Annotated in this window: 21 protein-coding genes and 1 pseudogene; 4 read left to right on the forward strand and 18 right to left on the reverse strand. The window is 34.1% G+C overall.

Going from position 1 to position 22,201, the window contains the following annotated elements:
• Positions 1-6: 6 nt before the first annotated feature.
• From iolC to ACY191_RS00955, 3 genes are read right to left on the reverse strand one after another with little or no spacing between them, the layout of a single operon-like run.
• Positions 7-978 carry a 5-dehydro-2-deoxygluconokinase gene (gene iolC, locus ACY191_RS00945; RefSeq protein ID WP_229366791.1) on the reverse strand — a complete coding sequence of 324 codons (972 nt, stop codon included), beginning with the start codon at positions 976-978 and terminating at the stop codon, positions 7-9.
• Positions 979-986: 8 nt separating this feature from the next.
• Entirely contained in the window at positions 987-1,805 is an 819-nt protein-coding gene (gene iolB, locus ACY191_RS00950; protein ID WP_229366790.1) for a 5-deoxy-glucuronate isomerase, read from the reverse strand.
• Positions 1,806-1,820: 15 nt separating this feature from the next.
• Positions 1,821-3,275: a CoA-acylating methylmalonate-semialdehyde dehydrogenase gene (locus ACY191_RS00955; RefSeq protein ID WP_042737715.1), complete on the reverse strand. Its 1,455-nt coding sequence runs from the start codon at positions 3,273-3,275 to the stop codon at positions 1,821-1,823.
• Positions 3,276-3,456: 181 nt separating this feature from the next.
• On the opposite strand from ACY191_RS00955, the gene ACY191_RS00960 reads away from it, so the two are divergent.
• Positions 3,457-4,215 (forward strand): DeoR/GlpR family DNA-binding transcription regulator, encoded by a 759-nt coding sequence (locus ACY191_RS00960; RefSeq protein WP_042737716.1) that lies wholly within the window; start codon positions 3,457-3,459, stop codon positions 4,213-4,215.
• Positions 4,216-4,648: 433 nt separating this feature from the next.
• Here the strand turns inward: ACY191_RS00960 and ACY191_RS00965 are convergent, their stop codons facing one another.
• The 6 genes from ACY191_RS00965 to ACY191_RS00990 form a co-directional block, all read right to left on the reverse strand.
• Positions 4,649-5,485: a sugar phosphate isomerase/epimerase family protein gene (locus ACY191_RS00965; RefSeq protein ID WP_042737717.1), complete on the reverse strand. Its 837-nt coding sequence runs from the start codon at positions 5,483-5,485 to the stop codon at positions 4,649-4,651.
• A 25-nt stretch (positions 5,486-5,510) separates the two neighbouring features.
• Positions 5,511-6,368, reverse strand: coding sequence for a sugar phosphate isomerase/epimerase family protein (locus ACY191_RS00970; RefSeq protein WP_042737718.1), 858 nt, complete (start codon positions 6,366-6,368; stop codon positions 5,511-5,513).
• A gap of 19 nt (positions 6,369-6,387) precedes the next feature.
• Entirely contained in the window at positions 6,388-8,304 is a 1,917-nt protein-coding gene (gene iolD / locus ACY191_RS00975) for a 3D-(3,5/4)-trihydroxycyclohexane-1,2-dione acylhydrolase (decyclizing) (protein WP_107579228.1), read from the reverse strand.
• 108 nt (positions 8,305-8,412) lie between these two features.
• The gene (locus ACY191_RS00980; RefSeq protein ID WP_042737720.1) at positions 8,413-9,840 is read right to left on the reverse strand and encodes a sugar porter family MFS transporter; all 1,428 of its coding nucleotides are present in this window, start codon (positions 9,838-9,840) and stop codon (positions 8,413-8,415) included.
• A 211-nt stretch (positions 9,841-10,051) separates the two neighbouring features.
• A complete protein-coding gene (locus ACY191_RS00985; RefSeq protein WP_042737721.1) occupies positions 10,052-11,446 on the reverse strand; it encodes an amino acid permease in 1,395 nt (464 codons plus the stop codon).
• 157 nt (positions 11,447-11,603) lie between these two features.
• Complete coding sequence (locus tag ACY191_RS00990) at positions 11,604-13,100, reverse strand: CoA transferase (RefSeq protein ID WP_042737722.1); 1,497 nt, start codon at positions 13,098-13,100, stop codon at positions 11,604-11,606.
• Positions 13,101-13,341: 241 nt separating this feature from the next.
• On the opposite strand from ACY191_RS00990, the gene ACY191_RS00995 reads away from it, so the two are divergent.
• A complete protein-coding gene (locus ACY191_RS00995) occupies positions 13,342-13,929 on the forward strand; it encodes a TetR/AcrR family transcriptional regulator (protein WP_107579231.1) in 588 nt (195 codons plus the stop codon).
• Positions 13,930-14,273: 344 nt separating this feature from the next.
• Here the strand turns inward: ACY191_RS00995 and ACY191_RS01000 are convergent, their stop codons facing one another.
• Positions 14,274-14,657, reverse strand: a complete 384-nt coding sequence (locus ACY191_RS01000; protein WP_042737724.1) for a (4Fe-4S)-binding protein — start codon at positions 14,655-14,657, stop codon at positions 14,274-14,276.
• A 147-nt stretch (positions 14,658-14,804) separates the two neighbouring features.
• Between ACY191_RS01000 and ACY191_RS01005 the strand changes: the two genes are divergently transcribed.
• A complete protein-coding gene (locus ACY191_RS01005; protein WP_042737725.1) occupies positions 14,805-15,362 on the forward strand; it encodes an NADPH-dependent FMN reductase in 558 nt (185 codons plus the stop codon).
• 189 nt (positions 15,363-15,551) lie between these two features.
• On the opposite strand, the pseudogene ACY191_RS01010 reads toward ACY191_RS01005, so the two are convergent.
• Together ACY191_RS01010 and ACY191_RS01015 are read right to left on the reverse strand one after the other, a co-directional pair.
• A pseudogene (locus ACY191_RS01010) lies at positions 15,552-15,623 on the reverse strand (IS200/IS605 family transposase); the annotation flags it as partial.
• Between the two features lie 164 nt (positions 15,624-15,787).
• Positions 15,788-16,405 carry a flavodoxin family protein gene (locus ACY191_RS01015; protein WP_042737726.1) on the reverse strand — a complete coding sequence of 206 codons (618 nt, stop codon included), beginning with the start codon at positions 16,403-16,405 and terminating at the stop codon, positions 15,788-15,790.
• Between the two features lie 110 nt (positions 16,406-16,515).
• Here ACY191_RS01015 and ACY191_RS01020 point away from each other — a divergent pair, with 110 nt between their 5' ends.
• Positions 16,516-17,415, forward strand: a complete 900-nt coding sequence (locus ACY191_RS01020) for a DUF5996 family protein (protein ID WP_042737727.1) — start codon at positions 16,516-16,518, stop codon at positions 17,413-17,415.
• A gap of 88 nt (positions 17,416-17,503) precedes the next feature.
• Here ACY191_RS01020 and ACY191_RS01025 read toward each other — a convergent pair whose 3' ends face one another.
• The 6 genes from ACY191_RS01025 to ACY191_RS01050 form a co-directional block, all read right to left on the reverse strand.
• Positions 17,504-17,779, reverse strand: a complete 276-nt coding sequence (locus ACY191_RS01025; protein ID WP_269668889.1) for a GNAT family N-acetyltransferase — start codon at positions 17,777-17,779, stop codon at positions 17,504-17,506.
• 130 nt (positions 17,780-17,909) lie between these two features.
• The gene (locus tag ACY191_RS01030) at positions 17,910-18,260 is read right to left on the reverse strand and encodes a PTS glucitol/sorbitol transporter subunit IIA (RefSeq protein ID WP_229366789.1); all 351 of its coding nucleotides are present in this window, start codon (positions 18,258-18,260) and stop codon (positions 17,910-17,912) included.
• Positions 18,261-18,279: 19 nt separating this feature from the next.
• Positions 18,280-19,287, reverse strand: a complete 1,008-nt coding sequence (srlE, locus tag ACY191_RS01035) for a PTS glucitol/sorbitol transporter subunit IIB (protein WP_229366788.1) — start codon at positions 19,285-19,287, stop codon at positions 18,280-18,282.
• 10 nt (positions 19,288-19,297) lie between these two features.
• On the reverse strand, positions 19,298-19,849 hold the full coding sequence (gene srlA, locus ACY191_RS01040; protein WP_042737729.1) for a PTS glucitol/sorbitol transporter subunit IIC: 552 nt from the start codon (positions 19,847-19,849) through the stop codon (positions 19,298-19,300).
• Positions 19,833-20,306 (reverse strand): transcriptional regulator GutM, encoded by a 474-nt coding sequence (locus tag ACY191_RS01045; protein WP_229366787.1) that lies wholly within the window; start codon positions 20,304-20,306, stop codon positions 19,833-19,835. Before ACY191_RS01045 ends, srlA begins: the two co-directional genes overlap by 17 nt.
• Position 20,307: 1 nt before the next feature.
• Complete coding sequence (locus ACY191_RS01050; RefSeq protein WP_229366786.1) at positions 20,308-22,182, reverse strand: BglG family transcription antiterminator; 1,875 nt, start codon at positions 22,180-22,182, stop codon at positions 20,308-20,310.
• Positions 22,183-22,201: the final 19 nt, after the last annotated feature.

Consider the following 22,201-nt stretch of genomic DNA (forward strand, 5'->3'; position numbering starts at 1 on the left):
TTAATACTAAATTGTTTGATTCTCTTGCGCTTCGATAAAGCTTTCTAACTTTTCACTTGTCGGCATTGCTTCCGATGAACTATGGCTGCTTACCACAATAGCGGCAGAAGCTGCACCGTATTTTAATGCTTCATCAATAGCTTTACCTTTAACCAATGCATATAAGAAAGCTGCAGCATATGAATCACCGGCACCAAATGTTTTAATGACCTGTGCCTTAAATGCTTTACCTTCATAATACGCACCATCTCTGGTATAAGCTTTAGAACCTTGGACACCGTGTTTAATAATGACAAGTTCTGGCTGGTAACTAAACAAAATTTGACTAATTGATTCATCTGTCTCATTAACGTAACGGTGAATCATATCGTATTCATCTCGGGTACCAATAACAATGTCAGCTTGTTGTGCAACCAATTCATAATAAATTGAAGTTTCTTCTAAACTCTTCCACGTGTAAGGACGATAATCTATTTCAAAGACAACCTTTACATTATTCGCTTTAGCAATAGACAACGCTTTTAATACCGCTTCTCTAGAAGGAGATTGAGCCAACGCTGTACCTGAAATCAGCAAATATTTACTTTCTTTAATATACGCTGCATCAACATGCTCAGGTGCTAAGTATAAATCGGCTACTTCTTCTCGATACATCAGAATATTAGATTCAGTAGGACTTTTTATTTCTGTAAAGGTAAGACCTGTCTTGTGACCATGTTCATCAACATGGATTTGGGATGTATCTACACCTAATTGATTTAAATAATCTGTGATATAACGGCCATGTTGATCATCTGAAACATTAGCAATTAATCCTACATTCAAACCTAATTTAGATGCTCCAATACTGATATTTACCGGAGAACCACCGACATATTTGCGAAATGTTTCTGTCTCTTCCATCGGTCTATTGATCTCTACTGCGTTTAAATCAATTGCTGCTCTACCAATCGCTACGATATCTTTCTGATTTGCCATTCCTATCCCTACTTTCTATCTATAATCCATTCATGATCTTTTTGATTATGGAACTTCCATACCTTTTGAGGACCTGCCATTACATTTAAATAATAACCATTGTAACCGTCTGGAACTGCAACTGGGTGATATCCCTTAGGGACGATGACTACATCACTATGTTCAACAGCCATTGTTTCGTCTAAAGATTTATCGTCTGTATAAACACGTTGAAAGACAAACCCCTGTGGTGGATCCATTTCATGGTAATAGATTTCTTCAAGAAATGACTCATGTGGCAGATTATCTACATCATGCTTATGTGGTGGATAACTAGACCAGTTTCCTTGATCTGTATACACTTCTACGACTAATAATTTTTCACTAGCAGTATGTGAATCAGGCAATATATTATGCACATGTCGCTTATTAGAATATTTACCTCTATCTTCGACAGAATTTTCTGCTGCTGGAATAAGTTGTGTTGCACGTTCCTGTTCACAAGGTGAATAACAAATGACAACACGTGCATCTCTCTGTGCTGTAATCACGATTTCATGTGTTTTAGATATATAAATACTATCTGTAGGGACCTTTTCAAATACTGAATCTCTCGTACCTAAACCTTCATATTTATCGTTGCCATCTGAAACATCAATTTGCCCCGTCAAGGCAACAACACAAGCTTCATAGTCATTTGTCGACTCACTAAATGTTGCTGCAGCTTTAAGGTCAATCACTTTAATACCGGTATATTCTAAATCTACATCTGATGGTTTAAAGTCTTGTATTATTTCAACACCCTCTGCCAATGGATGGTGTACGGGTTTCTTTAATAATTCAGCCATATCTCTATACACTCCTTAATATTGAGGTTCGCCGTGACGAGCTGTTACTACTTTACGATGTGTAAAGAAATCAATACTATCTTTACCATTCGCATGTAATGAGCCAAAGAACGATGATTTCCAACCAGAGAATGGGAATACTGCCATTGGAGCTGGCACACCAAGGTTAATACCTAACATGCCGGCATCGATGAATTCTCTAAAGTATCTTATAGATGAAGCACTATCTGTAAATAAGCAAGCGCCATTAGCAAATTCTGATTTATTAGCTAGTGCAATACCTTCTTTAAGATCTGTTACTTTTACTAACGATAATACAGGTGCAAATATTTCATCTTGCCATAACTTCATATCTGTTGTGACATCTTCAAAAATAGTTGGCTTAACAAAGTAACCTTCATCTTTATTATCTTCACGACCATCTAATACAAGCGTCGCACCTTCTTCGACACCTTGATCTACATAGTTTAATGTGCGTTCTTTATTCTCTTCTCTGATAACTGGACCTAGGAATACGTTATCTTCTAAACCATTACCGATGACAATATCCTTAGCTGCTTGTACTAATTTTTCTTTAAATTCATCATACACACCCTCTTGAACCGCAACCACCGCTGCTGCCATACAACGCTCACCAGCCGAGCCAAAGGCTGCACCGATAACGTCTTTCACAGCTGAATCAATGTTGGCATCATTTAAGATAATCGTATGATTTTTAGCACCTGTTAAACACTGAGCTCGTTTTAAATTTTCTGTTGCCTTTTTATATACATATTCACCAACTGGTTTAGAACCTACAAATGAAACCGCTTTTATTTTTTCGTTTTCACAAATACCATTTACAATATCATGGGCACCATGCACAACATTGAATACACCTTTAGGGAACCCAGCTTGCTCAACCAATTCAGCCAATTTATTTACCAGTAACGGTGTTTTCTCTGAAGGTTTAATAATAAATGTGTTACCTAGCGCAATTGCCATTGGGAACATCCAACAAGGTACCATCATCGGGAAGTTGAAAGGTGTGATACCGCCTACAACGCCAACAGGGTATCGATAACTTGTACCTTCAATATTTGTAGCAATACTTGATAAGGAATCTCCCATCATTAGTGATGGTGCGCCTGCAGCAAATTCTACATTTTCAATACCGCGTTGTACCTCACCTAAAGCTTCCCCAACACTTTTACCATTTTCTTTCGTAATAATTTCTGCTAACTCTTGTTTATTTTCTTGTAAAATTTGTTGTAAGTTGAATAATAAGCGTGCTCTTTTTGGAACTGCAACCTGACTCCACTCTTCAAATGCACTTTGAGCAATTTCTGCCACTTCGTCTAATTCTGCTCTAGTTGATAATGGTACTTCTGCGATAACTTCCTTTGTTGCCGGGTTATAAACTTCAATTGTTTCCTGTGATTTTGAATTCACCCATTCACCATTAATATAATTTTTTAAGATTTCTGCCATTTCTTGTTCCTCCTCCTTGGAAAACGCTTCCATTTTTTAGTATAATTTTGGTTAAATATTGATTACTTATTGGTTATTTTATAAAAAGGAGTGATTATTGTCAACTTTTTGTCATTTTTTTATTAAGTGTTGAGTAATACAGAAATGTTGTGTATTATATAAATTATTGGGGGTAACAAATATGAAAACGAAAAGGATACACGCGATTGAATCCTATATTAACGAAAATCAAGCTGCTTCTATTGATGAATTAAGTGATTACTTCAACGTTTCAATTAATACAATACGTCGCGATATCACAGTATTAGCCGATATGAATAAAGTTAAAAAGGTTTACGGTGGTGTAAAGGCGGTTGATAGTTCTATTACACAAGCTGTCGACTACTCGAAGCGAAATATTGAACACTATGAAGAGAAAATTCACATTGCCAAAAAAGCAGCCAAACGTATAAAGGCACATGATGTCGTATATCTTGATACTGGAACTACAACAGTCCATATTTTAGATTACGTCGATACAGAACTACCTTTTACTATTATCTCAAATAGTTTAGACATTATTAATAAAGCTTCCGTCTTTAAAAATGTGTCACTATTTATTATCGGTGAACAATTTAAATTCCGTACACGTTCATTTATCGGTATCGAATCAAATAATCTTATTGAAAAATTCAACATCGACAAAGCATTTATGGCCGCGACAGGTGTCGATATAAAAAACGGCCTCTCAAATGCCGAATTAGAAGAAAATATTATTAAAAAATTAATCGTCTCTCGTTCAAAGTATGTTTATGCACTGGCGGATCACACAAAAATGGGCCGTTCTACACTTCTTACATTTATGGAATGCGCAGAACTCGACACATTAATTACCGACAAGACACCGTCTCAAGAATTTGTAGATTTTCTTAAATCTGCAAATGTCACAATTGAAACATAACCATTTATACAAAAGTTCATCAATATTAACATTAGAGGTAACACCTGTTCATTCAGGTGTTACCTCTTTTGGTTCACCGACCGATCAACAGTTGCAACTATGACTAAATTCAACGTCATACGTATCAATACATGATCATAACGCTACAAATAATTTACTTAGACTTAACTATGTATTACTTACCATGTTGCAATTTTGCTTAACTGGACTTAACTTAACTCGTGCATGCCATAATAACAATCTCGCTTATATAGGCCACTTAAGAACGCTATCAGTCTGTAATCCATCTTCAGCTTTAGTAATTTAGCTTAATAATGCGCACATTATGACACAAAAAGGCTGAGACGATCGTTGGTCTGAACTCTTTAACATAAAAATTGTAAAGATAACAAACCACATACAGTCTCAACCTGATTACAGTTTAAATTTTAAATTAAATTGGATAGAACGGTTGCACACTTTCCTTAACCGTTTCCTTAGATTTCACAATGACATCTTCAGCTGGCAATCGATAATATTCCGGACGAAAGAGCTCAATCGAAATAAACTCACCTTGAAATCCAATCTCACGAAGTGTATTAAATATACCTTTAATATCAATGACACCATGACCTGGGAAACATCTATCTTCATCCGTTAATATACCAATCGGGTAGTCATCTACATCATTAATATGTAACAAAAATATATTTTCTGCCTTAGCCTTGCGCAAATCTGCTAAATTAGATCCCATTGCATGAAAATGAAAGAAATCTAATACCAATCCTACATTCGGTTTCGCCACGTCCTCGACGATATCATACGCTTGTTGGAATGTGTTAACCGTTGCATATGGTGCCCCTAAAAACTCTAACGCAATCTTAATATGATATGCTTCGGCTAACGTTGCAAATTCTGTCATAACCTTAACACAGCTATCATGAATCGCCTTATTGAGTATTTTAGTTTCCGTAACCAATGGCACGAGAACGATATATTTCGCCCCTAGATAATGCGCAATCTCTAGCCATTCTTTAAATTCATCTAATACAACTCTATAATCCGCATCATTCCTATTATTAAAGAACTGCAATGCATTGAGACTTAACGGCTTAATATGATGTGTATCGAAAAATGCTTTCATATCTTCAAGCGTATGTGTTTTTAAATACTCCGGCATCTTATCCATTTGTATTTCAATAAAGTCATAACCATGTTTATCACATAATTCTAATTCCTGTTGCAATGTTGCATTTTCCTTTGTAGTCGCCACATTATACCCTAATTTCATAGCACACCTCATCCATTATCTAGACTTAAAATAACTCCTTCTTCAATCGCTCCAACATAAATTGTGCAGATTCATCCGCTCTATCAACCCATGCAAATACAGAATTTGTAGCAATACCATCAAATTTCATTTCTTTTAACTTTCTAAATATCGTTTCAAAGTCCACTTCACCTTCACCAATATTCAAATGTTGGTGCACAGTTACTTCCGCTCCTGGTGGATTCACAATATAACGTAAGCCATTCGCAGCTGTGTGGTTAAATGTATCAGAGAACAATACATGTTGTAACTTGTCGCCCGCATCATCGAACATTGTTTCAATATCGCCTATACCATCATCATGGAAGAATGTATGCGCAGTCGAGAACACTAAGTTAATCCACTCTCTATCCAAACCACGAATCATGCGCAATGCTTCATCATTACGTTCTATAAAATCATAGGGATGCGCTTGTAAATTTAATTTCATACCTTCCTTTTCAAAAATCGGCAATAATTCATCCATTGATTTGATAAACTTCTCTTCACATCTTTGTTGTTCATATTTACTACCATTAAATTCTGTATTCATCACATCCACGTTCAAATCACTCGCAATTTCAATCGCACGTTTCCAATTACGCACTGCACCTTGTCGTTGCTCTTCATCAGGCCCTGACCACGCCATTACAGGTAATATCGAAGACAATTGTACACCCGCATCACTACACCATTTTTTTACATTTTTAATCATTGCTTTATCCACTTTTGGATACTTATAAAAAGGAATAAAGTCTTCTCTTGGAGACAATTCAATATAATCATAACCAAGCCTAGCTGCCTTATCGATAACTTCCTTCATTGATAAATCTGTATACATTGCTGGATCTAATGCTAATTTCATATTATTACACGCCCCTTGTTTAATATTGTTTACCTTGTGCTAGCTTTCCCGCTTTTAAATCAAAAGCAGCTTGTGTTTTTTCAGAATTAGAAACCTCCGGAACACCAACATGCCACCAACTCTCATAACCGTCCGTCATTGTTTTTGGCAAAACTTTAATCTCAATTAACGTACTAATGTCTTGTTGTTCAGCATCTTTAATAGCAGCTTCTAACTCCTCTAATGAATACACTTTATAAACCTTAGCTCCATAACCTTCAGCTACTTTGGCATAATCAATATTCAGAATTTCATTATCTGCTGTTCGGAATTCAGTGTGATAACTATTCACTCCGTTTTCCATTTGTAAATTATTGATACAACCGTATCCCGAGTTATCAAATAACAATAGATTAATCTTCTTGTTATATTGTAGTGATGTTATAAATTCAGAATGTAACATTAAGAAACTACCGTCACCTACGAACGAATATACTTCATGCTCTGGTTCTGCTAATCTGACACCAAGTGCACCAGATATTTCGTATCCCATACAAGAATAACCATATTCAACATGGTAAGTGTTCGGTACAGAAGCATTCCATAATCTCTGTAAGTCCCCCGGAAGAGACCCCGCAGATGTGATAACATTACTGTCAGGTGATACCACTTCGTTTAACTTCAAGACAACTGAACTTTGTGTTAACTCTGTACCTAACGCATCTGCATACTCATTTAAGATATTTTGATCAAATTGTTCCTTAATCTCCGGATCAAAATGCTCACGATTAAATTGAATTTGACTCAAACGCGAACGTTCATTCAGCCACTCAGTCTTAACCTCATTTATCGATTCACCATAACCCGTTTGATAGTCATCTCCAAGGCGTTTCAAGAGGTGTTGCAATGTAACCTTAGCATCAGCAACAACTTGTACTGCATCTAATTTATAAGCTTGCATGCGATTAACATTTATATTTAAAAACTTAGTCTTATCAAAATCAAACGCAGTCTTAGAAGAAGTCGCAAAATCTGTATAACGTGTACCAATACCAATGACTAAGTCAGCCGCATATGCTACTTTGTTTGCAGCCAATGTACCTGTAATTCCCATGCCACCTAAATTATGCTTAAACGTTGCTTCTACTGTTGATTTACCTGCTTGTGTTTCAACTAATGGAATATTATATTTATCTGAAATTTCAATTAATTCATCGCGTGCACCTGAATATTTCGCGCCACCACCAACAAGTATGATTGGCTTTTCACTATTTTTAATTGTTTCAATCATTAAATCTATTTCTCTTGCTACCGGTTCTGGACGATCAATATAATGTACACGTTTCTCAAAGAAAGACTCATCAAAGTCAAAGGCTTCACCTTGCACATCTTGTGAAATACATACCGTTGCTGGTCCTGCCTGAGCTGGGTTCGTCAATACCTCAAATGCTCTTATTAAGCTAGACATTAATTGTTCTGGACGAGTAACTCTATCCCAATAACGAGATACAGCTTTAAGTGCGTCGTTAGTAGTTGTTGTTAAATTCGATTCATGTTCAACTTGTTGTAACACTGGATCAGGTTGTCTCGTTGCAAAGGTATCACTTGGTAACAGCAATACAGGAATATTATTTGCGAGTGCTGTTCCTGCTGCAGCTGTTAAATTGGCAGATCCTGGTCCAACTGAAGTGGTTACTGCATAGATTTGGCGACGTAAACGTTGTTTCGCAAATGCAATCGCTGCATGCGCCATACCTTGTTCATTTTTACCTTGTATAATGTTTAAGTCACCTGGACTTTCCTCCAAAGCTTGACCAATACCCACGACATTACCATGCCCAAATATATCGAGTACCCCTTCTACAAATGGTGATTCTTCACCATCAACACTGATATACTGCTGTTTTAAAAACTTCACTACCGCTTGACCTGTTGTTAATCTTATTTTCTTTGCCATAAAACCACCCTCTCTTAACCTATTCAAAGATACCAAAACTTAATCAACTTATGACCATCATATATTTGTTACCGCTTTCAGTCAATCATAATTACTTTAATTTATAAATTATTTCGCTTCCTTAACCACGTTCTTTCCAATTACTTCGTCCTTTTTTACCGTTGCTTTAAAGTATTCTTCAATTTCTTCTAGTGATTTATCCTTCGTTTCCGGCAAGAATTTTTTAACGAATATAACTGCTACTAAATTCAAGACTACGAATATCGTAAACGTGGATGCTAAACCTAAATGTCCCAGTAAGATAGGGAACAACAAACTTACTAAGAAATTCGTCATCCAACAAAAGAACACACTCGCTCCCATTCCTAATCCTCTAACCTTTAATGGAAATATTTCAGATAACATTAGCCAAGTGACTGGTGATACACACCCTTGTTGAAACGCTAAAAATGTTACCGTTAATAACAATATAATAAATGGTAATACGACTGTTCCCTTTAAAAATAATGGAACAATACTTAACAATATCAATGTTGCTACAATACCTAATTGACCCGTAATTAACATCGTTCGTCTACCAATCTTTCCTAATAGCCAAATACCAACAAACGTTGCTATAACCGATATCACACCATTCGCAATATTTCCAACTAGAGCTGCCTTCGTACCAAAGCCTGCATTACGCAGTATTTCAGTACCGTAATACATAATAGAGTTAACACCCGTGATTTGTTGTACAACACCTAAACCTATACCAATTAACAAAATCTTACGAATCCATGGTTTAGTAAATTCATTTTTCGACTTCTCTTTAATTAATTTTTCTTTATCTATCACTGTTTTAATTTCTTTTATTTCTTCTGCTGCCGTCTGTTCATCTCTTAGTGTTCTTAAAATCGTATAAGCAGGCCAATATTTACTCTTACTCGCGTGCCATCTCGGACTTTCAGGTACACGCAACATACCAAACCACAAGATAACTGCTGGTAATGTAGCAACTAATAACATCACTCTCCAAATACCTGGATTATCTACTAAATTTCCTAAAACACCATTGATAACATAAGCCATCAACTGACCAGAAACAATCATCAATTCATTTTGTGTGACCATTCGTCCCCGATCCTCTTTAGAAGACATTTCAGAAAGGAAAGTCGGTACGATTACTGAAGCGCCACCGACAGCTAAACCTAATATCAATCTAAAAATAACCATCGAGAATACATTAGGTGATAACCCACAACCTAACGTTGCAAAAAAGAAAATAATTGCTAATACCATAATCATTTTCTTTCTTCCTAAAGTATCGGATAACCTTCCACCTGTAATTGCACCAAATGCAGCTCCAAATACAAGCGAACTCGATACCAAACCTTCAGTAGCAGGTGATAAATCTAACTGATTCGATAAAGACATATACGGTAAAGCACCATTAATAACCCCTGTATCAAACCCAAATAGCAATCCACCAAACGTCGCAATCAATGTAATCCTTTTCATTTTGCGTCGTTTTATGTCACATTCTGATTTTTTCATGAAAACACCCCTTGTTTTTGGTGATAAAATCCAAAATTACACTAAAACATAACCAATATTTAATAATTATAGTAATACTGATAGCGCTTTCAGTCAATTATTTTTATAATCTTTACACTTTATATGTATGCTTTCCACAATAAAAAATACGCCTAACTCGTGATATTTCACTTAGTTAGACGCAGCGAACTTTCATATTCACTTCATGCCCTTAATGATTTAAAATAGCATGCTTTCTCGAATATACAAAATAAACTACAAAACCTATAATCAGCCAAACCAAAAATCTTAGCCATGTTATTGGATCTAAATTCAAAATTAAAAACAAGCAAAATATAATTGCAAAAATGGGGATAATTGGTACCGCCGGACATTTAAATTTCCGAGGAATATGTGGAGCAGTTTTTCTTAACACAATAATTGAAATAGCTACTAATATAAATGCCGATAATGTACCAATATTTACCATTTCTGATAAAGCATCAATCGATACAAAACCACCTAACAATGCAGAAACCATACCAAATAACCAAGTAGCAATGAATGGCGTATCTGTCTTTCCATTTACTTTAGAAAAGAATTTCGGCATTAAACCATCTTTCGACATTGCATATGTCACACGCGTTTGACCATATAGCATAACCAGCATAACTGTAGTCATACCTAAGATAGCACCAATATCAATGATTCCAGATATCCAATTCTGACCAGAATATTTCAATACTGCAGAAACTGGGTGATCTTCATATTGACCAAATAATTTAAATGGAACTACACCAGTCATTATGAGCGATACAATGACATATAACACCGTGCAAATTAATAATGAAAGAATAATGCCACGTGGCATTGTCTTCGCTGGGTTAATCGTTTCTTCTGTACTAGATGATACTGCATCAAAACCAATAAATGCGAAAAACACTGTTGCTGCTGCAGCAAACACCCCTGAAAACCCAAACGGCATTATGGGAGATAAATTCGCTGGTTTGACGTAAAAAATCGCTACGCAAATGAAGAGCATGACAACAACAATTTTAATTAATACCATAATGTTATTTACACGTTTAGTTTCTTTTATACCCATCGCTATTAAAAAGGTAATGATTAACACAATCAAAAATGCCGGCAAATTGAATACCCCTGTAACTTTATCACTTGTTATCACTCCAGGAGCTGCAGTAAGTTGTGATGGTATCGTAATACCAAATCCTTCAATAAAAGACCTAAAGTAACCCGACCATCCTACGGATACTGTACTTACACCAAGCATATATTCTAGCGCAAGATCCCATCCAATAATAAATGCAAAAATTTCACCAATCGTTGTATAAGTATATGTGTATGCAGACCCCGCTATAGGGACCATGGAAGCAAATTCAGCATAGCATAGTGCGGCAAACAAACAAGCTAGTGCTGCTATAATAAATGCAAACATCAAACCCGGTCCCGCCTTTAAGGCTCCTGTACCTGTTAATACAAAAATACCCGTTCCAATAATGGCACCTATACCTAACATTGTTAAATCAAATGAATTTAAACATTTACTTAACTGTGTATCATTATCTCTAATAACCAAATTAATATCTTTCTTACTCATTAACCCCATACAACCACCCCATTCTGAATTTATTTTGAATCAAACCAATAGTACACCCATAACAAAATATTAAAAAATATAGGTCATGAAAACTAACTTATTACGTTAGTTTTCATGACCTATATACTTAATTCATATTATTTAAATCACTTTGGTTAACTTTGATTCAAGCTTTCCACCGAGGTTTATCAGAGCCTCGAACCATCAAGACGGTGTCATATTCCCCTGGTGTTTCTGACATATAAACTTGGTCTGTCACGCCTTTATACGTTCCTAAAGGGGTCTCCGCTTCAAATTGATCTGGTGCGACGATTTGATGTTCTTCGTTACTATTCGACATGGTTTTTGCGTAGTCTTTATCAAAGATACCTAACGACATTAAATAAGCTGATACTTTACTTAAAGATACACGCACACTATAGCTACCACCTTCTTTAGCTCGACGTTCTAAAGCTTTAATAACTCCTAACTCTAACAACCACGAGATTACATAATCATTAACCACAACGATAGGTGGTAATTTCGGTTTATCAACTGAACCTTCAAGTGTCATGACTCCCGTCACACTGCCGGCAGTTTGATCAAAGCCGTTACGGTTCTTCCAAGGTCCCGTATGCCCGTGTAAATTAACCGACGCATGAATGATACCGGGTCTTTTTTGGGCTAAGTCATTTGGCGTCAGACCATATTTTTCCATAAAGCCATATCTTTTATTTATAAAGAATATATCTGCACCTTGAAGTAATGCATCAAATCGACTTCTATGCTCTTGATTATGATCTATATCCAAATATGTTGAACGCATACCAACATTAGAAGTGAGATACATTGTTTCAACTTCTAATTCTGACGGTCGCCACACATTTAATACATCTGCACCATGCAAGGCTAATCCTCTTCCTAATCCAGCACCTGCGATGACGTGTCCCATTCCAAGCGCCCTCACACCACTTAAAGGTTGTTCGGGTTCCTCTGAAAATGCTTCCGGCTTAGAATCAGCTATTTTTTTAATTTCGATTAATTCCGTCTCCGCAATATGTTGAAATTGTTCCTCTTCTACAAATTCTTCTAGCGAACGTACCATTGGCATAACGACACCTTTTTCAGCACCTGCAATTTCTAAATCCTGACCATTCCAACCCTTAATAGCTTCCGCAACAGCCTCTTTCGTTGAACGACAATTTAATAGTTCCAAAACATGTGCCTTAGCATTTGGATAAGGATTTAGTGGCATTACCCAGCGCTTATCTTTAGTTTGGTAAAAATCAAATCGAAATGGTGTATGAGGATCCTCTTGACCCTTTGCAGGAAAACCATTCAAAGTTTCCCATTTTCTTTCATAGAAAGGTGACAGACGTTTCACTGCCTTACGAATATCTATGTGAATATCTTGACCTTTGCCACCTCTGACTTGCCATAAATGTGCTAATGCCACCGATTTAGCTGCTAACCCTAATCCAGCTAACGATGCTAACCTTAACGTACTAGGCATAACTGGGTCCTTACCATAAAACGTAACCTTGCCACCACTATCAGCAGTTGAATAACCAACTGAATTTAAAATATCTTCCAACGCAGCATGCATATCAAATTGATCACTTTGCAATCGATTTTTATTTTGTTGCAAAAGATGCGCCTTTAACTCATTAGCATTATTAATCATCGTTTATTCATTCCTCCTAATACTTACACTTGCTTCGTTTATTTTTTAACATTTAAAATACTTAACCATCTCTAATATTCGTTACAAATATAGCAACTCATTTTAAATAATTTACAAATACAAACGTTTAAATTACTGTATAAATACATTATAAAAACGATATGCTAAACAAAACAATCATGCATAAAGTAAAAAAGCAACACATATATAACATGTGTTGCAATAAAGGGTGAGAAAACATATGACACCAAAAAATAAAAAATCACAAATTAAAATTCAAAACGCATTTATCGAACTACTCGAATACCTACCATTAGCAAAAATCACTGTCCGCGCACTATGCAATCATGCAGAAATTAATCGCTCCACCTTTTATAGGCATTTCCGTTCTATATCACAACTCACGACAGCCACCATTGAGCGTCATTTCGGACTACTATTTGGAGAAACTTACAAATTTTACCTAAAACATCAAAGTATAGAAGAATCACAATTTTATATTGCTAATAATATTTTTAGCCACATCAGACATGATTACGATTTCTACCATATCATGTTTAAACGCTACCCCAATTTTTATATAACTTTAAAAGATTTCATTACTGTACGTTATATGCAACTTTTTGAAGATACAGGTGTCGCCAATCATATGGTACTTGATAAAAATGTCGTTGCTGAATATATTGCATCTGCTTACACAGGCATGATACAAGGGTGGATCAATCGCCAACTACAAGAATCGCCCAATACAATGGCAGAGAGGTTAATTACCCTTAATTCCAATGGTCCTATCAGATTGCTAACTGAAGCAGAAAAAAGAATAAAATGAAAGATATATGTAATAGATATGTCATTCGTAGTATATGTTTAGGCACGTTATTATCCTTAAATGTAATTCACCTTGTTAATTCAATAGTGTTTATTACATTATATGAAATACGCATATTTTTAATGTAAAATCACTATTCATTATGAAGTATCTTGGCGAGACTCCTGTGGGAACAGGACAAGCTGAAGACTACAGTCTGAAGCTGTCCCCTAGGAAAGCGAGCCAACAATACGAAATATGAATAATAAAGAAGCACTCAGATAAATTGAATCATCTGAGTGCTATTTTTCTGAAATTTGTGTCCAGACTCATTTTTGAATCATGTATCTATTATCCACCTGCAATTAATCATCAAGCGTGTAAAATGGATATTCATCCTCTCCACTTTGACCTTTGAAAATAGCTCTATTCAAACTGTACGCTTCATTTTTATACTTAAAAGTAAAGTTTCCTTTAATATAAATTTCGTTATTTTCGCCCACACTTATTACATTTTGGTTGTGGCACTCATTAGAGTGCCCGTCTTTTCTATCATATTCTAAAGCACCACTAGGGCACATTTCTACAACGCGAACTATTGAATCTACGTCAGCATTACTCGTATTTATCCATGGTCTCTTCTTCGTATCGAACACTTTTGGTAAGTTTTTTACACATTCTGCAGCATGAATACATCTCTTTGCATCAAATGACACATCAATCTTTTTACCATTATAAGTTTTACGCATATAAATCCCCTCCACTATTTATATTTAACTCAATATAACATTTTTACTAACATTTAAAAAACACAAACATATGGCTATAAATTTATTTGATTTATATTTATCTTCAACGTATCATGTAATTAATTTAAAAAAGAAGGAGTCAATTAAATGAAAAAAATAGGATTTATATGTGGTAGCTTACGTACGGGATCATATAATAAAGTCTTGTTAAATGAAATGATTCGTTTAGCACCTAAAGATTGGGATACATCTGTTATTAGCTTCAAAGACTTACCTTTATATAACTATGATGAAGAAGGGGAAAGTGAAGCTGACAGCGTTACTTTATTTAGAGAGTCGATACACAATGTAGACGGTATAATTATTGTTAGTCCTGAATATAATTCTGGGATACCTGGGCCTTTAAAAAATGCTATTGATTGGGCATCTAGAACAAAACACAAAGATGATAAATCACCGTTAATTAATAAACCTTTTGCAGTTGCAGGAGGATCACCTGGTAACATTGGTACAGCATTAGGACAAATGCAAATTCGCCAAAGTTTACTTGCAATGAATGCACAAGTTATGGCTGGTCCTAAATTAATTGTCGGTAGAGTACATGAAAAAATTAATGAAGACACACATAACTTGGATGATGAACGGACACAAAAACATATCAACTCATTTTTAAGTAGTTTTAATAATTGGGTAGAAAAGTTTTAGAATATCTTTATCAAAAAAACGTTATAGATAACTCACTAGTTTAAAAATCGTTCCAGAAATCAAAACCACCCGTATAACAGGTGGTTTGCTTTGCGACTGAAACCCTTATTACTGACTAGTCCTGATAAGGTCACCGAGAAGATTAACCAATTGCACTACTTTCCTAGAACACCTTAAAAGTGTTGTTTATTTTAGTGCAAAGACTATATGGTACTTACAATTCCATTTTGTATGTGCTAAGCTTTTTGTGTCTGATGACATATATTGCATCTCTTTGTGTATATATTTTGGTTGGCTGACCAAAGATAGTTTTAGCACTAGAGATGCCATTTTTAATATAACGGTAAAACCATACTGTACCATACGCATAGTGTATGCTTTTTTCTGCAGTCATGGTAATAAACAGGAGATAGCCCATTTGTTAGTTAATCATTTAATCGATTCCCTTTACTTGGTAATGGCGTTCTTTTCAATATAGAAGCCATATACATTGTATTATAGGCTAACCATTTGATATGTTTTTTCGTAAAGTCATTTTCATGCTTGATATCCATATATGAAGGTCCAGGTCCTGCCTCTCCAACCCAATAAGCATCTACATTAGGCGGAATTGTAAATCCAATATGTGAAAGTCCATAAAGTATAGAAGCTGATGCATGCTTAGCTCCGTCTTCATTACCAGTTACAATGACACCTCCAACTTTATTATAGAAAATGGATTGCCCTTCATTATTTTCCAATTTACTAGATCCATAAAGCCTTTCAATAATTAACGTTGCTACGCTACTCTTTTCTCCTAGCCACAGTGGTGTACCAATAATAACAATATCCGAATCTATTATCTTATTTAATAGTTTTGGCCATTCGTCTCCATCCCCCATATCATCACTAATACCATAAGCAATTTTATAATCGTTCACTCTAACCATTTCAACATCTATTCCTTCAGTTTGATAGATTGACATTGCTTCTCTTGCTAAAGCCTCAGTATGCGATAATTCATCTCCATTTTTTAGTGTTGCGTTTAAAATAACCGCTTTCATAAAGACACCCCATTCTTGTTTTTAATACACTTACCATAAATTAAAATTGAATAAACATGCATTCACTGGGTATATGTTGTGTAAAGCATATCTGAAAAGGAGAGAGCGTCATGTTATTAAAAGAATGGCAAAAAGAAAAAGAAACGCTTCATATACTTTCACAAATCCTTGGAAAATATAAATTAGAATCCATGTATCAAGAGCCACAATGGGCACATGTAGCACTTGATATCACCATTCAAGGATTTAGTACTGGGATGTTACATTATGAAGATAAGGACTTTTTAATCGAAGTAAATTTAATAGATAATATCATAGAAGTACGTATAAACAATAACAAAGAAAGTATTGAATTAGAAAATGGTACAACCATTCAAACTTATTATAATAAGATTAAACAAATCTTAACTTCTCATGGTATACATTTAGAAATAAACACAAAACCTCAAGAAGTTGCTGATACAACTCCAATAGATCAAGATACACATCACCATCATTATAAATCAGATGTCGCAAATAATGTCCTAGATCTTATGAAATTTGCCTATCATGCGGAAACAAAATTTATATCCTCATTAAGAGTACGCAAATTTAAACCCGCACTATTTTGGGGTACATTTGATATATCTTGCGCAATGATTAATAGTGAACATCGACCATTTAGTGATGATAATAAAGTTATAGAACGTGCAGCCTTCGATGAAGAACTTATCGAATTTGGTTTTTGGTTTGGTGATGACAATTATGAAGGACCTACATTCTTTGTCTTACCCTATCCATTTACAGACAAGCAATTTGAATGTCACCAGAAATTTCCAGATAATAGCAAATTCGATCCGAATTTAGGGGAGTTTATTTTAGAAATAAATTCCGATCAACAGCCAAGTCACGATACGGTAAGTCAATTCTTTTATGAATCATATAATATACTTAAAGATGATTTAAACTGGGGCGATTGTAGCCACTTCCACTTACCTTTAAAAATGAAAAATAACCATCTCACCAAATAATAGTTGAACTAATCACAACTCAAACAAAAGAAATCGACAACCTCCCAATTATTCCGTTAGAAGTTGTCGATTTTTTTATTTATTAAATTTAATTTTTCAAAACATCTTCATATTCAGGCGTCTTGTCAAATACACTTTTAGCAAAAGGACAAAGTGGAACAATCTTCAAATTATTTTCACGAGCATAAGTCACACCAGCTTCAACCAAATCCTTACCAACATGTTGCCCCCTCAATTCATCAGAAACTTCGGTATGATCAATAATTATCATACCCTCTCCACTAGGAACATAAGTCATTTGTGCTAAAAAGTTATTTTCATCTTCACCAACATAAAACTTGTTCGTTCCTTTTTTAATTTGCATAATAACACCTTCTTTCAAAACTATTATCTAATAAATAATAAAAATACCTTATGGAATCACGGTATACAAATTATCAATTGTATATTACCCTACATTACAGTTGTAAAACGAAGCACAATTTCCATAAAAGTTATAGTATTTTTAATTCTGTTCCAATTTCGATATTAGGCACTTCCGCCTCTTCTAAATATAATGTTCCAGATTGTTCAGCTTCGTGACTACCGTCAAACTTTAAGGTAATGTGACCTAAATCTGCTAAATTCTTTTGAACAGAAGCACCAACTTTAGTAATTTCAAATATTTTTTCACCAATCAATACTTTTTGAGATTCTGTTATTTCTCCTTCAATACTATTAATATCAATGATATAGCAATAATCAATTAACTCTTCAGGTGCATTATCACCAAACAATATGATCATTCCTTCTTCGACAAATGCACTTGCCTCACTACCTACATCTTTAACAATAGTTTTATACATAGTAAATCTCCTCTATTTTTTATTTGTATAATCCAAAACTAGCAAGCCATGCTACAAATACACGGGGAACTCCATTTAAAAATCTTGAATACAATACAGAAGGAACACCAACTTCAATTGTTTTTGTTTCAGCCTCTGCCAATCCTAAACCAACAGGAATAAAATCAGCAGCATTTTGTGTATTAATTGCAAATAATGCAGGTAATGCTAAATGAGGTGGAATGTTTCCTTTCCCAATTTCTACTCCAATCAATGTACCTAATACTTGGCCGATGACCCCTCCTGGTCCTAGTAAAGGACTTAAAAAAGGAAGGGAACAAATTAGACCTATCGCCATCAATCCCCAAATATTACCAGCTAATGGAGACATTACATTAGCGAATACCTTACCAATGCCAGACCCTTGAATAATACCTATAAGTAATGCTACAAATCCCATAAATGGAATAATCGTGTGTAACATCGTTTCTACAGCATCTCTTGCTGCTTGGTAAAATGTATTGATAACTTTACCTGCACCTAAACCAATTTTAGTTAAAATGGACTTGTGTTCTTGCTCAGCACGCGTCTCCATAATTTTCTTATTCTTTGAATATTGACTTTCGTTTTTATCAGATGTTTCCAATTCACCATGAGCACTCTCTACTTCTTGCTGGGTATTATCATCAACCTCTTCAACTTGATTAACATCTACATTCGAAACATATATATCTTCAGTAATATACTGTCGTAAAGGTCCACTTTTACCTGTTGCCATAATATTTATAGTTGGTATTCGTTTTTTTGGATAGATACCACACCTTAATGTACCACCACAATCTATTATTATCGCCATCATTTCCTCTTCAGGAACTGAAGTCTCAAATCCATTTACCGGTTCTGCTCCTGTAATTTCTGCTATTTTATCGACGATAGCTGGTTTATGACCACCTGTAATATACACTAGTTTCTTCTTATTTCCGTCTACGCCAAACGTTAATGGACCACCAAAGCCTCCAGAACCTTTAGTTACTTTAACTTTTTTCATTATTTTCACCTCAACCTTCTAATTTTATCTCTTTACTCAATTTGACTTTTTGTTGTTTTTCCACAAAGCTTGTAGTTAAGTCAGTTACCCAACCACCTATAAAATTCATAACTAGACCAACTAATAAATAGCGCACTGCTAAATCTGTTGTCGGTAATCCTAATTTTTGAATACCATTGGCTATACCTAAAAATACAAACAGTTCAGCTGGATTAATGTGTGGAAATATCCCGTTACTTGTGTGCGCAAATTGTGCTGCCGAAGCAAAATAACTTGGCTTATACTTTTCAGGCATAAATCGTCCTAACGAATGAACCATTGGATTCGCTAACATAAATGAACCTAAAAATGGTAATACTAAATAACGCATAAGTGGATTTTTAGCAGATTTTTGAGCTATTAAATTAATTCTGTCTTCGCCTATTAATTGTATTAATGTATTCATAGCAATTAATAGCATTAAAACTAATGGTACTATGGTCCCCATCCAATCTATGAATGTATCGGCACCAGTTTGAAATAATTTTATAAAACCTTCTGCAAACTTAACGATGTAATCCATTTTTTAATCCCCTTTCACTTCTAATTAATTTATTTACCTTTTTCACAGCTTTCATTATTGGTGAAGGTATCTTTTCAATTTCTCCACCATTACTTACTACATTAAATGTATGTTGAGCATCTAATATTGCTTTTATCAGTAGCTTATTATATTTATTAATATCTTGATCTGTGATTTTATTTAATTTCAATCCATTTAATCCATCTAATGGCTTGAACTTACTAAAAACTGTAACACCTTGCATAAATCGTGCTTCTTCAATCACATTTTTCCCATTTAATTGTAATAAGACTAACGTTCCTGATTTGAAAATTGCGGGTCTTCTTCCAATTGCCACCTTACCTTTACGTCGTAACTCTATATAATGTTTAGTAAAGTTCTTAATTTGTAACCAGCCTAGTAAATGTTGTATGACAAAACCTGCTGCAGCTAAAATAATTAGTAATAATATGAACATTTTATCCCTTCATTTCTTGATTTAATAATTGTATAAAGTCTTGAAACGTAGTTTTTTCAGAGAATTTACTTATTAAATATGCATTATTAGAAATTGCTAATACTTCCTCATAAACTCGAATCAGTAGTGTTTCATTAACCATTTCATCTGGTGTAGCAATTAGTATAATTATTTTTAAATCAGGCAAATCTCTACATCCTTCATCTAAAATTGCAACTTTAATATTTATCGTTGTCCCTGTATGAGATGCATGAGGGAAACCTAAATATTTATCTGCCGTTGATTTATCAGATTCTCTTATCAATAAACGTTGTTTAAAATCATTTTCTACCTTACCTTCATTCACTAATTCATCTGCTAAACTTTCTATTAATGATATATAATCGTTATTATTATCAAAATGTTCAAAATCTTCAGAATTTATAAGGTCTACAATGACACTCTTATTAAAAACATTTTTATGATTTAAGTCTTTATAAATTAAAAATTGTTCGATTTTTAATTTTAGTTTCTGTTCATCAAAAACATTTTCTAAATAAATGATTTTGTTAAACAATCTATTGAGTCGTATAGTTGAAATTATGATTTCATAGTTATTTACTGAAGATTCATCAAAATTTGACTGTTCAATAATAACAATCTCTACATTCGGGCCAAAAATTTTCATTATATTGTTTTGTAATAATTTTTGAATACTTAGACCAAAGTCAGTAATAATCGCAACTTTTGATATAGATTTCACTTCTTTTTCTATTTTTTCAAGATAGATACTAAAATAAATAGTAAGATAACTTAACTCTTCTTCGGAGACATTGATTTGAATATGCTTGGTTATATTTTCACCCAATATTCTTGACAATTCAAAAGCAAAAGGGAATCTTTCATTCATATTGCTTACACTCTCATCATTGATATTTATATTAAATACTATGCGATTTATTAAATACTTAATGTGCAGGCGAATATCTTTCGTAAATAATTCATTATCTAACTCAATCCCATAATATTCATAGACATCTCGAATTGTTCCATCAATAATTTTTTGTATAATTGTAGCTTCAGATGAAGTGATTAATTCATCTAATATAGATGCACGTCGCCCAAGTAATGTGATAACAATTAGAAGCATTTCTTTATTTGCATCAATATCTTTATAAGTCTGGTTCAAATAAGATTTTACAAATGCTATATTTTTATAATCAATTGAACTATACACATTATTATCAATACTTATATCATCATCTATTTTGGCTCCCATTTCTAGCCGTTCAATAGTAACTTTGATTGCTAATTTCAATCTCTTATAAGATTGTTCATCTAATTTCAGTTGCACTTTAAGATTTTCTAACTGTACAAGTAATTCGCTATCTATATCTTTATTACTATATTGATTATTGAAATATTCAATTATTAATTTTCTAATATCATATTCTTTACCATCGACATATAAACCTACATTTGGCTTGCCAACAATCGAAACATTATATTTAGAAAGCTCATCTTTCATATCTTTTAGCATATTATTAATACTTGTTTTACTCATAAAATTAAATTCAGCTAAATCATCAATAGTAACTATTTTTTGGTGTAAAATTTGGAAAAAGATGCCCTCCATTTTGTTAATTGAATCACTTTGAGTTGATTCAGTTAGCGTATTCATTAATTCAAGAAAACGATTATCATCTTCAATATGAATCATTAAGTTGTGGTATTGCTTAGAAATAAAAATCGTTTCATCAAAGTAATCATTTATTTGTTTAACATAATTAATTAACGTTTTTTCACTAACATTTACTAAAAACGATAATTTTTCTATCGAAGTATGTGAGTCGAGCAATATTTTAATTATCTGTGTATGTTTTTTATTAAGCTTCATTATACTCCCCTAACTTTAT

The organism is Staphylococcus sp. TCBT05 (assembly GCF_055179755.1).

Bases quoted from the DNA above. Each gene is read 5' to 3' on its own strand.
- iolC (WP_229366791.1), bottom strand. From the start codon at position 978: ATGGCAAATCAGAAAGATATCGTAGCGATTGGTAGAGCAGCAATTGAT.
- iolB (WP_229366790.1), bottom strand. From the start codon at position 1,805: ATGGCTGAATTATTAAAGAAACCCGTACACCATCCATTGGCAGAGGGT.
- ACY191_RS00955 (WP_042737715.1), bottom strand. From the start codon at position 3,275: ATGGCAGAAATCTTAAAAAATTATATTAATGGTGAATGGGTGAATTCA.
- ACY191_RS00960 (WP_042737716.1), top strand. From the start codon at position 3,457: ATGAAAACGAAAAGGATACACGCGATTGAATCCTATATTAACGAAAAT.
- ACY191_RS00965 (WP_042737717.1), bottom strand. From the start codon at position 5,485: ATGAAATTAGGGTATAATGTGGCGACTACAAAGGAAAATGCAACATTG.
- ACY191_RS00970 (WP_042737718.1), bottom strand. From the start codon at position 6,368: ATGAAATTAGCATTAGATCCAGCAATGTATACAGATTTATCAATGAAG.
- iolD (WP_107579228.1), bottom strand. From the start codon at position 8,304: ATGGCAAAGAAAATAAGATTAACAACAGGTCAAGCGGTAGTGAAGTTT.
- ACY191_RS00980 (WP_042737720.1), bottom strand. From the start codon at position 9,840: ATGAAAAAATCAGAATGTGACATAAAACGACGCAAAATGAAAAGGATT.
- ACY191_RS00985 (WP_042737721.1), bottom strand. From the start codon at position 11,446: ATGGGGTTAATGAGTAAGAAAGATATTAATTTGGTTATTAGAGATAAT.
- ACY191_RS00990 (WP_042737722.1), bottom strand. From the start codon at position 13,100: ATGATTAATAATGCTAATGAGTTAAAGGCGCATCTTTTGCAACAAAAT.
- ACY191_RS00995 (WP_107579231.1), top strand. From the start codon at position 13,342: ATGACACCAAAAAATAAAAAATCACAAATTAAAATTCAAAACGCATTT.
- ACY191_RS01000 (WP_042737724.1), bottom strand. From the start codon at position 14,657: ATGCGTAAAACTTATAATGGTAAAAAGATTGATGTGTCATTTGATGCA.
- ACY191_RS01005 (WP_042737725.1), top strand. From the start codon at position 14,805: ATGAAAAAAATAGGATTTATATGTGGTAGCTTACGTACGGGATCATAT.
- ACY191_RS01015 (WP_042737726.1), bottom strand. From the start codon at position 16,405: ATGAAAGCGGTTATTTTAAACGCAACACTAAAAAATGGAGATGAATTA.
- ACY191_RS01020 (WP_042737727.1), top strand. From the start codon at position 16,516: ATGTTATTAAAAGAATGGCAAAAAGAAAAAGAAACGCTTCATATACTT.
- ACY191_RS01025 (WP_269668889.1), bottom strand. From the start codon at position 17,779: ATGCAAATTAAAAAAGGAACGAACAAGTTTTATGTTGGTGAAGATGAA.
- ACY191_RS01030 (WP_229366789.1), bottom strand. From the start codon at position 18,260: ATGTATAAAACTATTGTTAAAGATGTAGGTAGTGAGGCAAGTGCATTT.
- srlE (WP_229366788.1), bottom strand. From the start codon at position 19,287: ATGAAAAAAGTTAAAGTAACTAAAGGTTCTGGAGGCTTTGGTGGTCCA.
- srlA (WP_042737729.1), bottom strand. From the start codon at position 19,849: ATGGATTACATCGTTAAGTTTGCAGAAGGTTTTATAAAATTATTTCAA.
- ACY191_RS01045 (WP_229366787.1), bottom strand. From the start codon at position 20,306: ATGTTCATATTATTACTAATTATTTTAGCTGCAGCAGGTTTTGTCATA.
- ACY191_RS01050 (WP_229366786.1), bottom strand. From the start codon at position 22,182: ATGAAGCTTAATAAAAAACATACACAGATAATTAAAATATTGCTCGAC.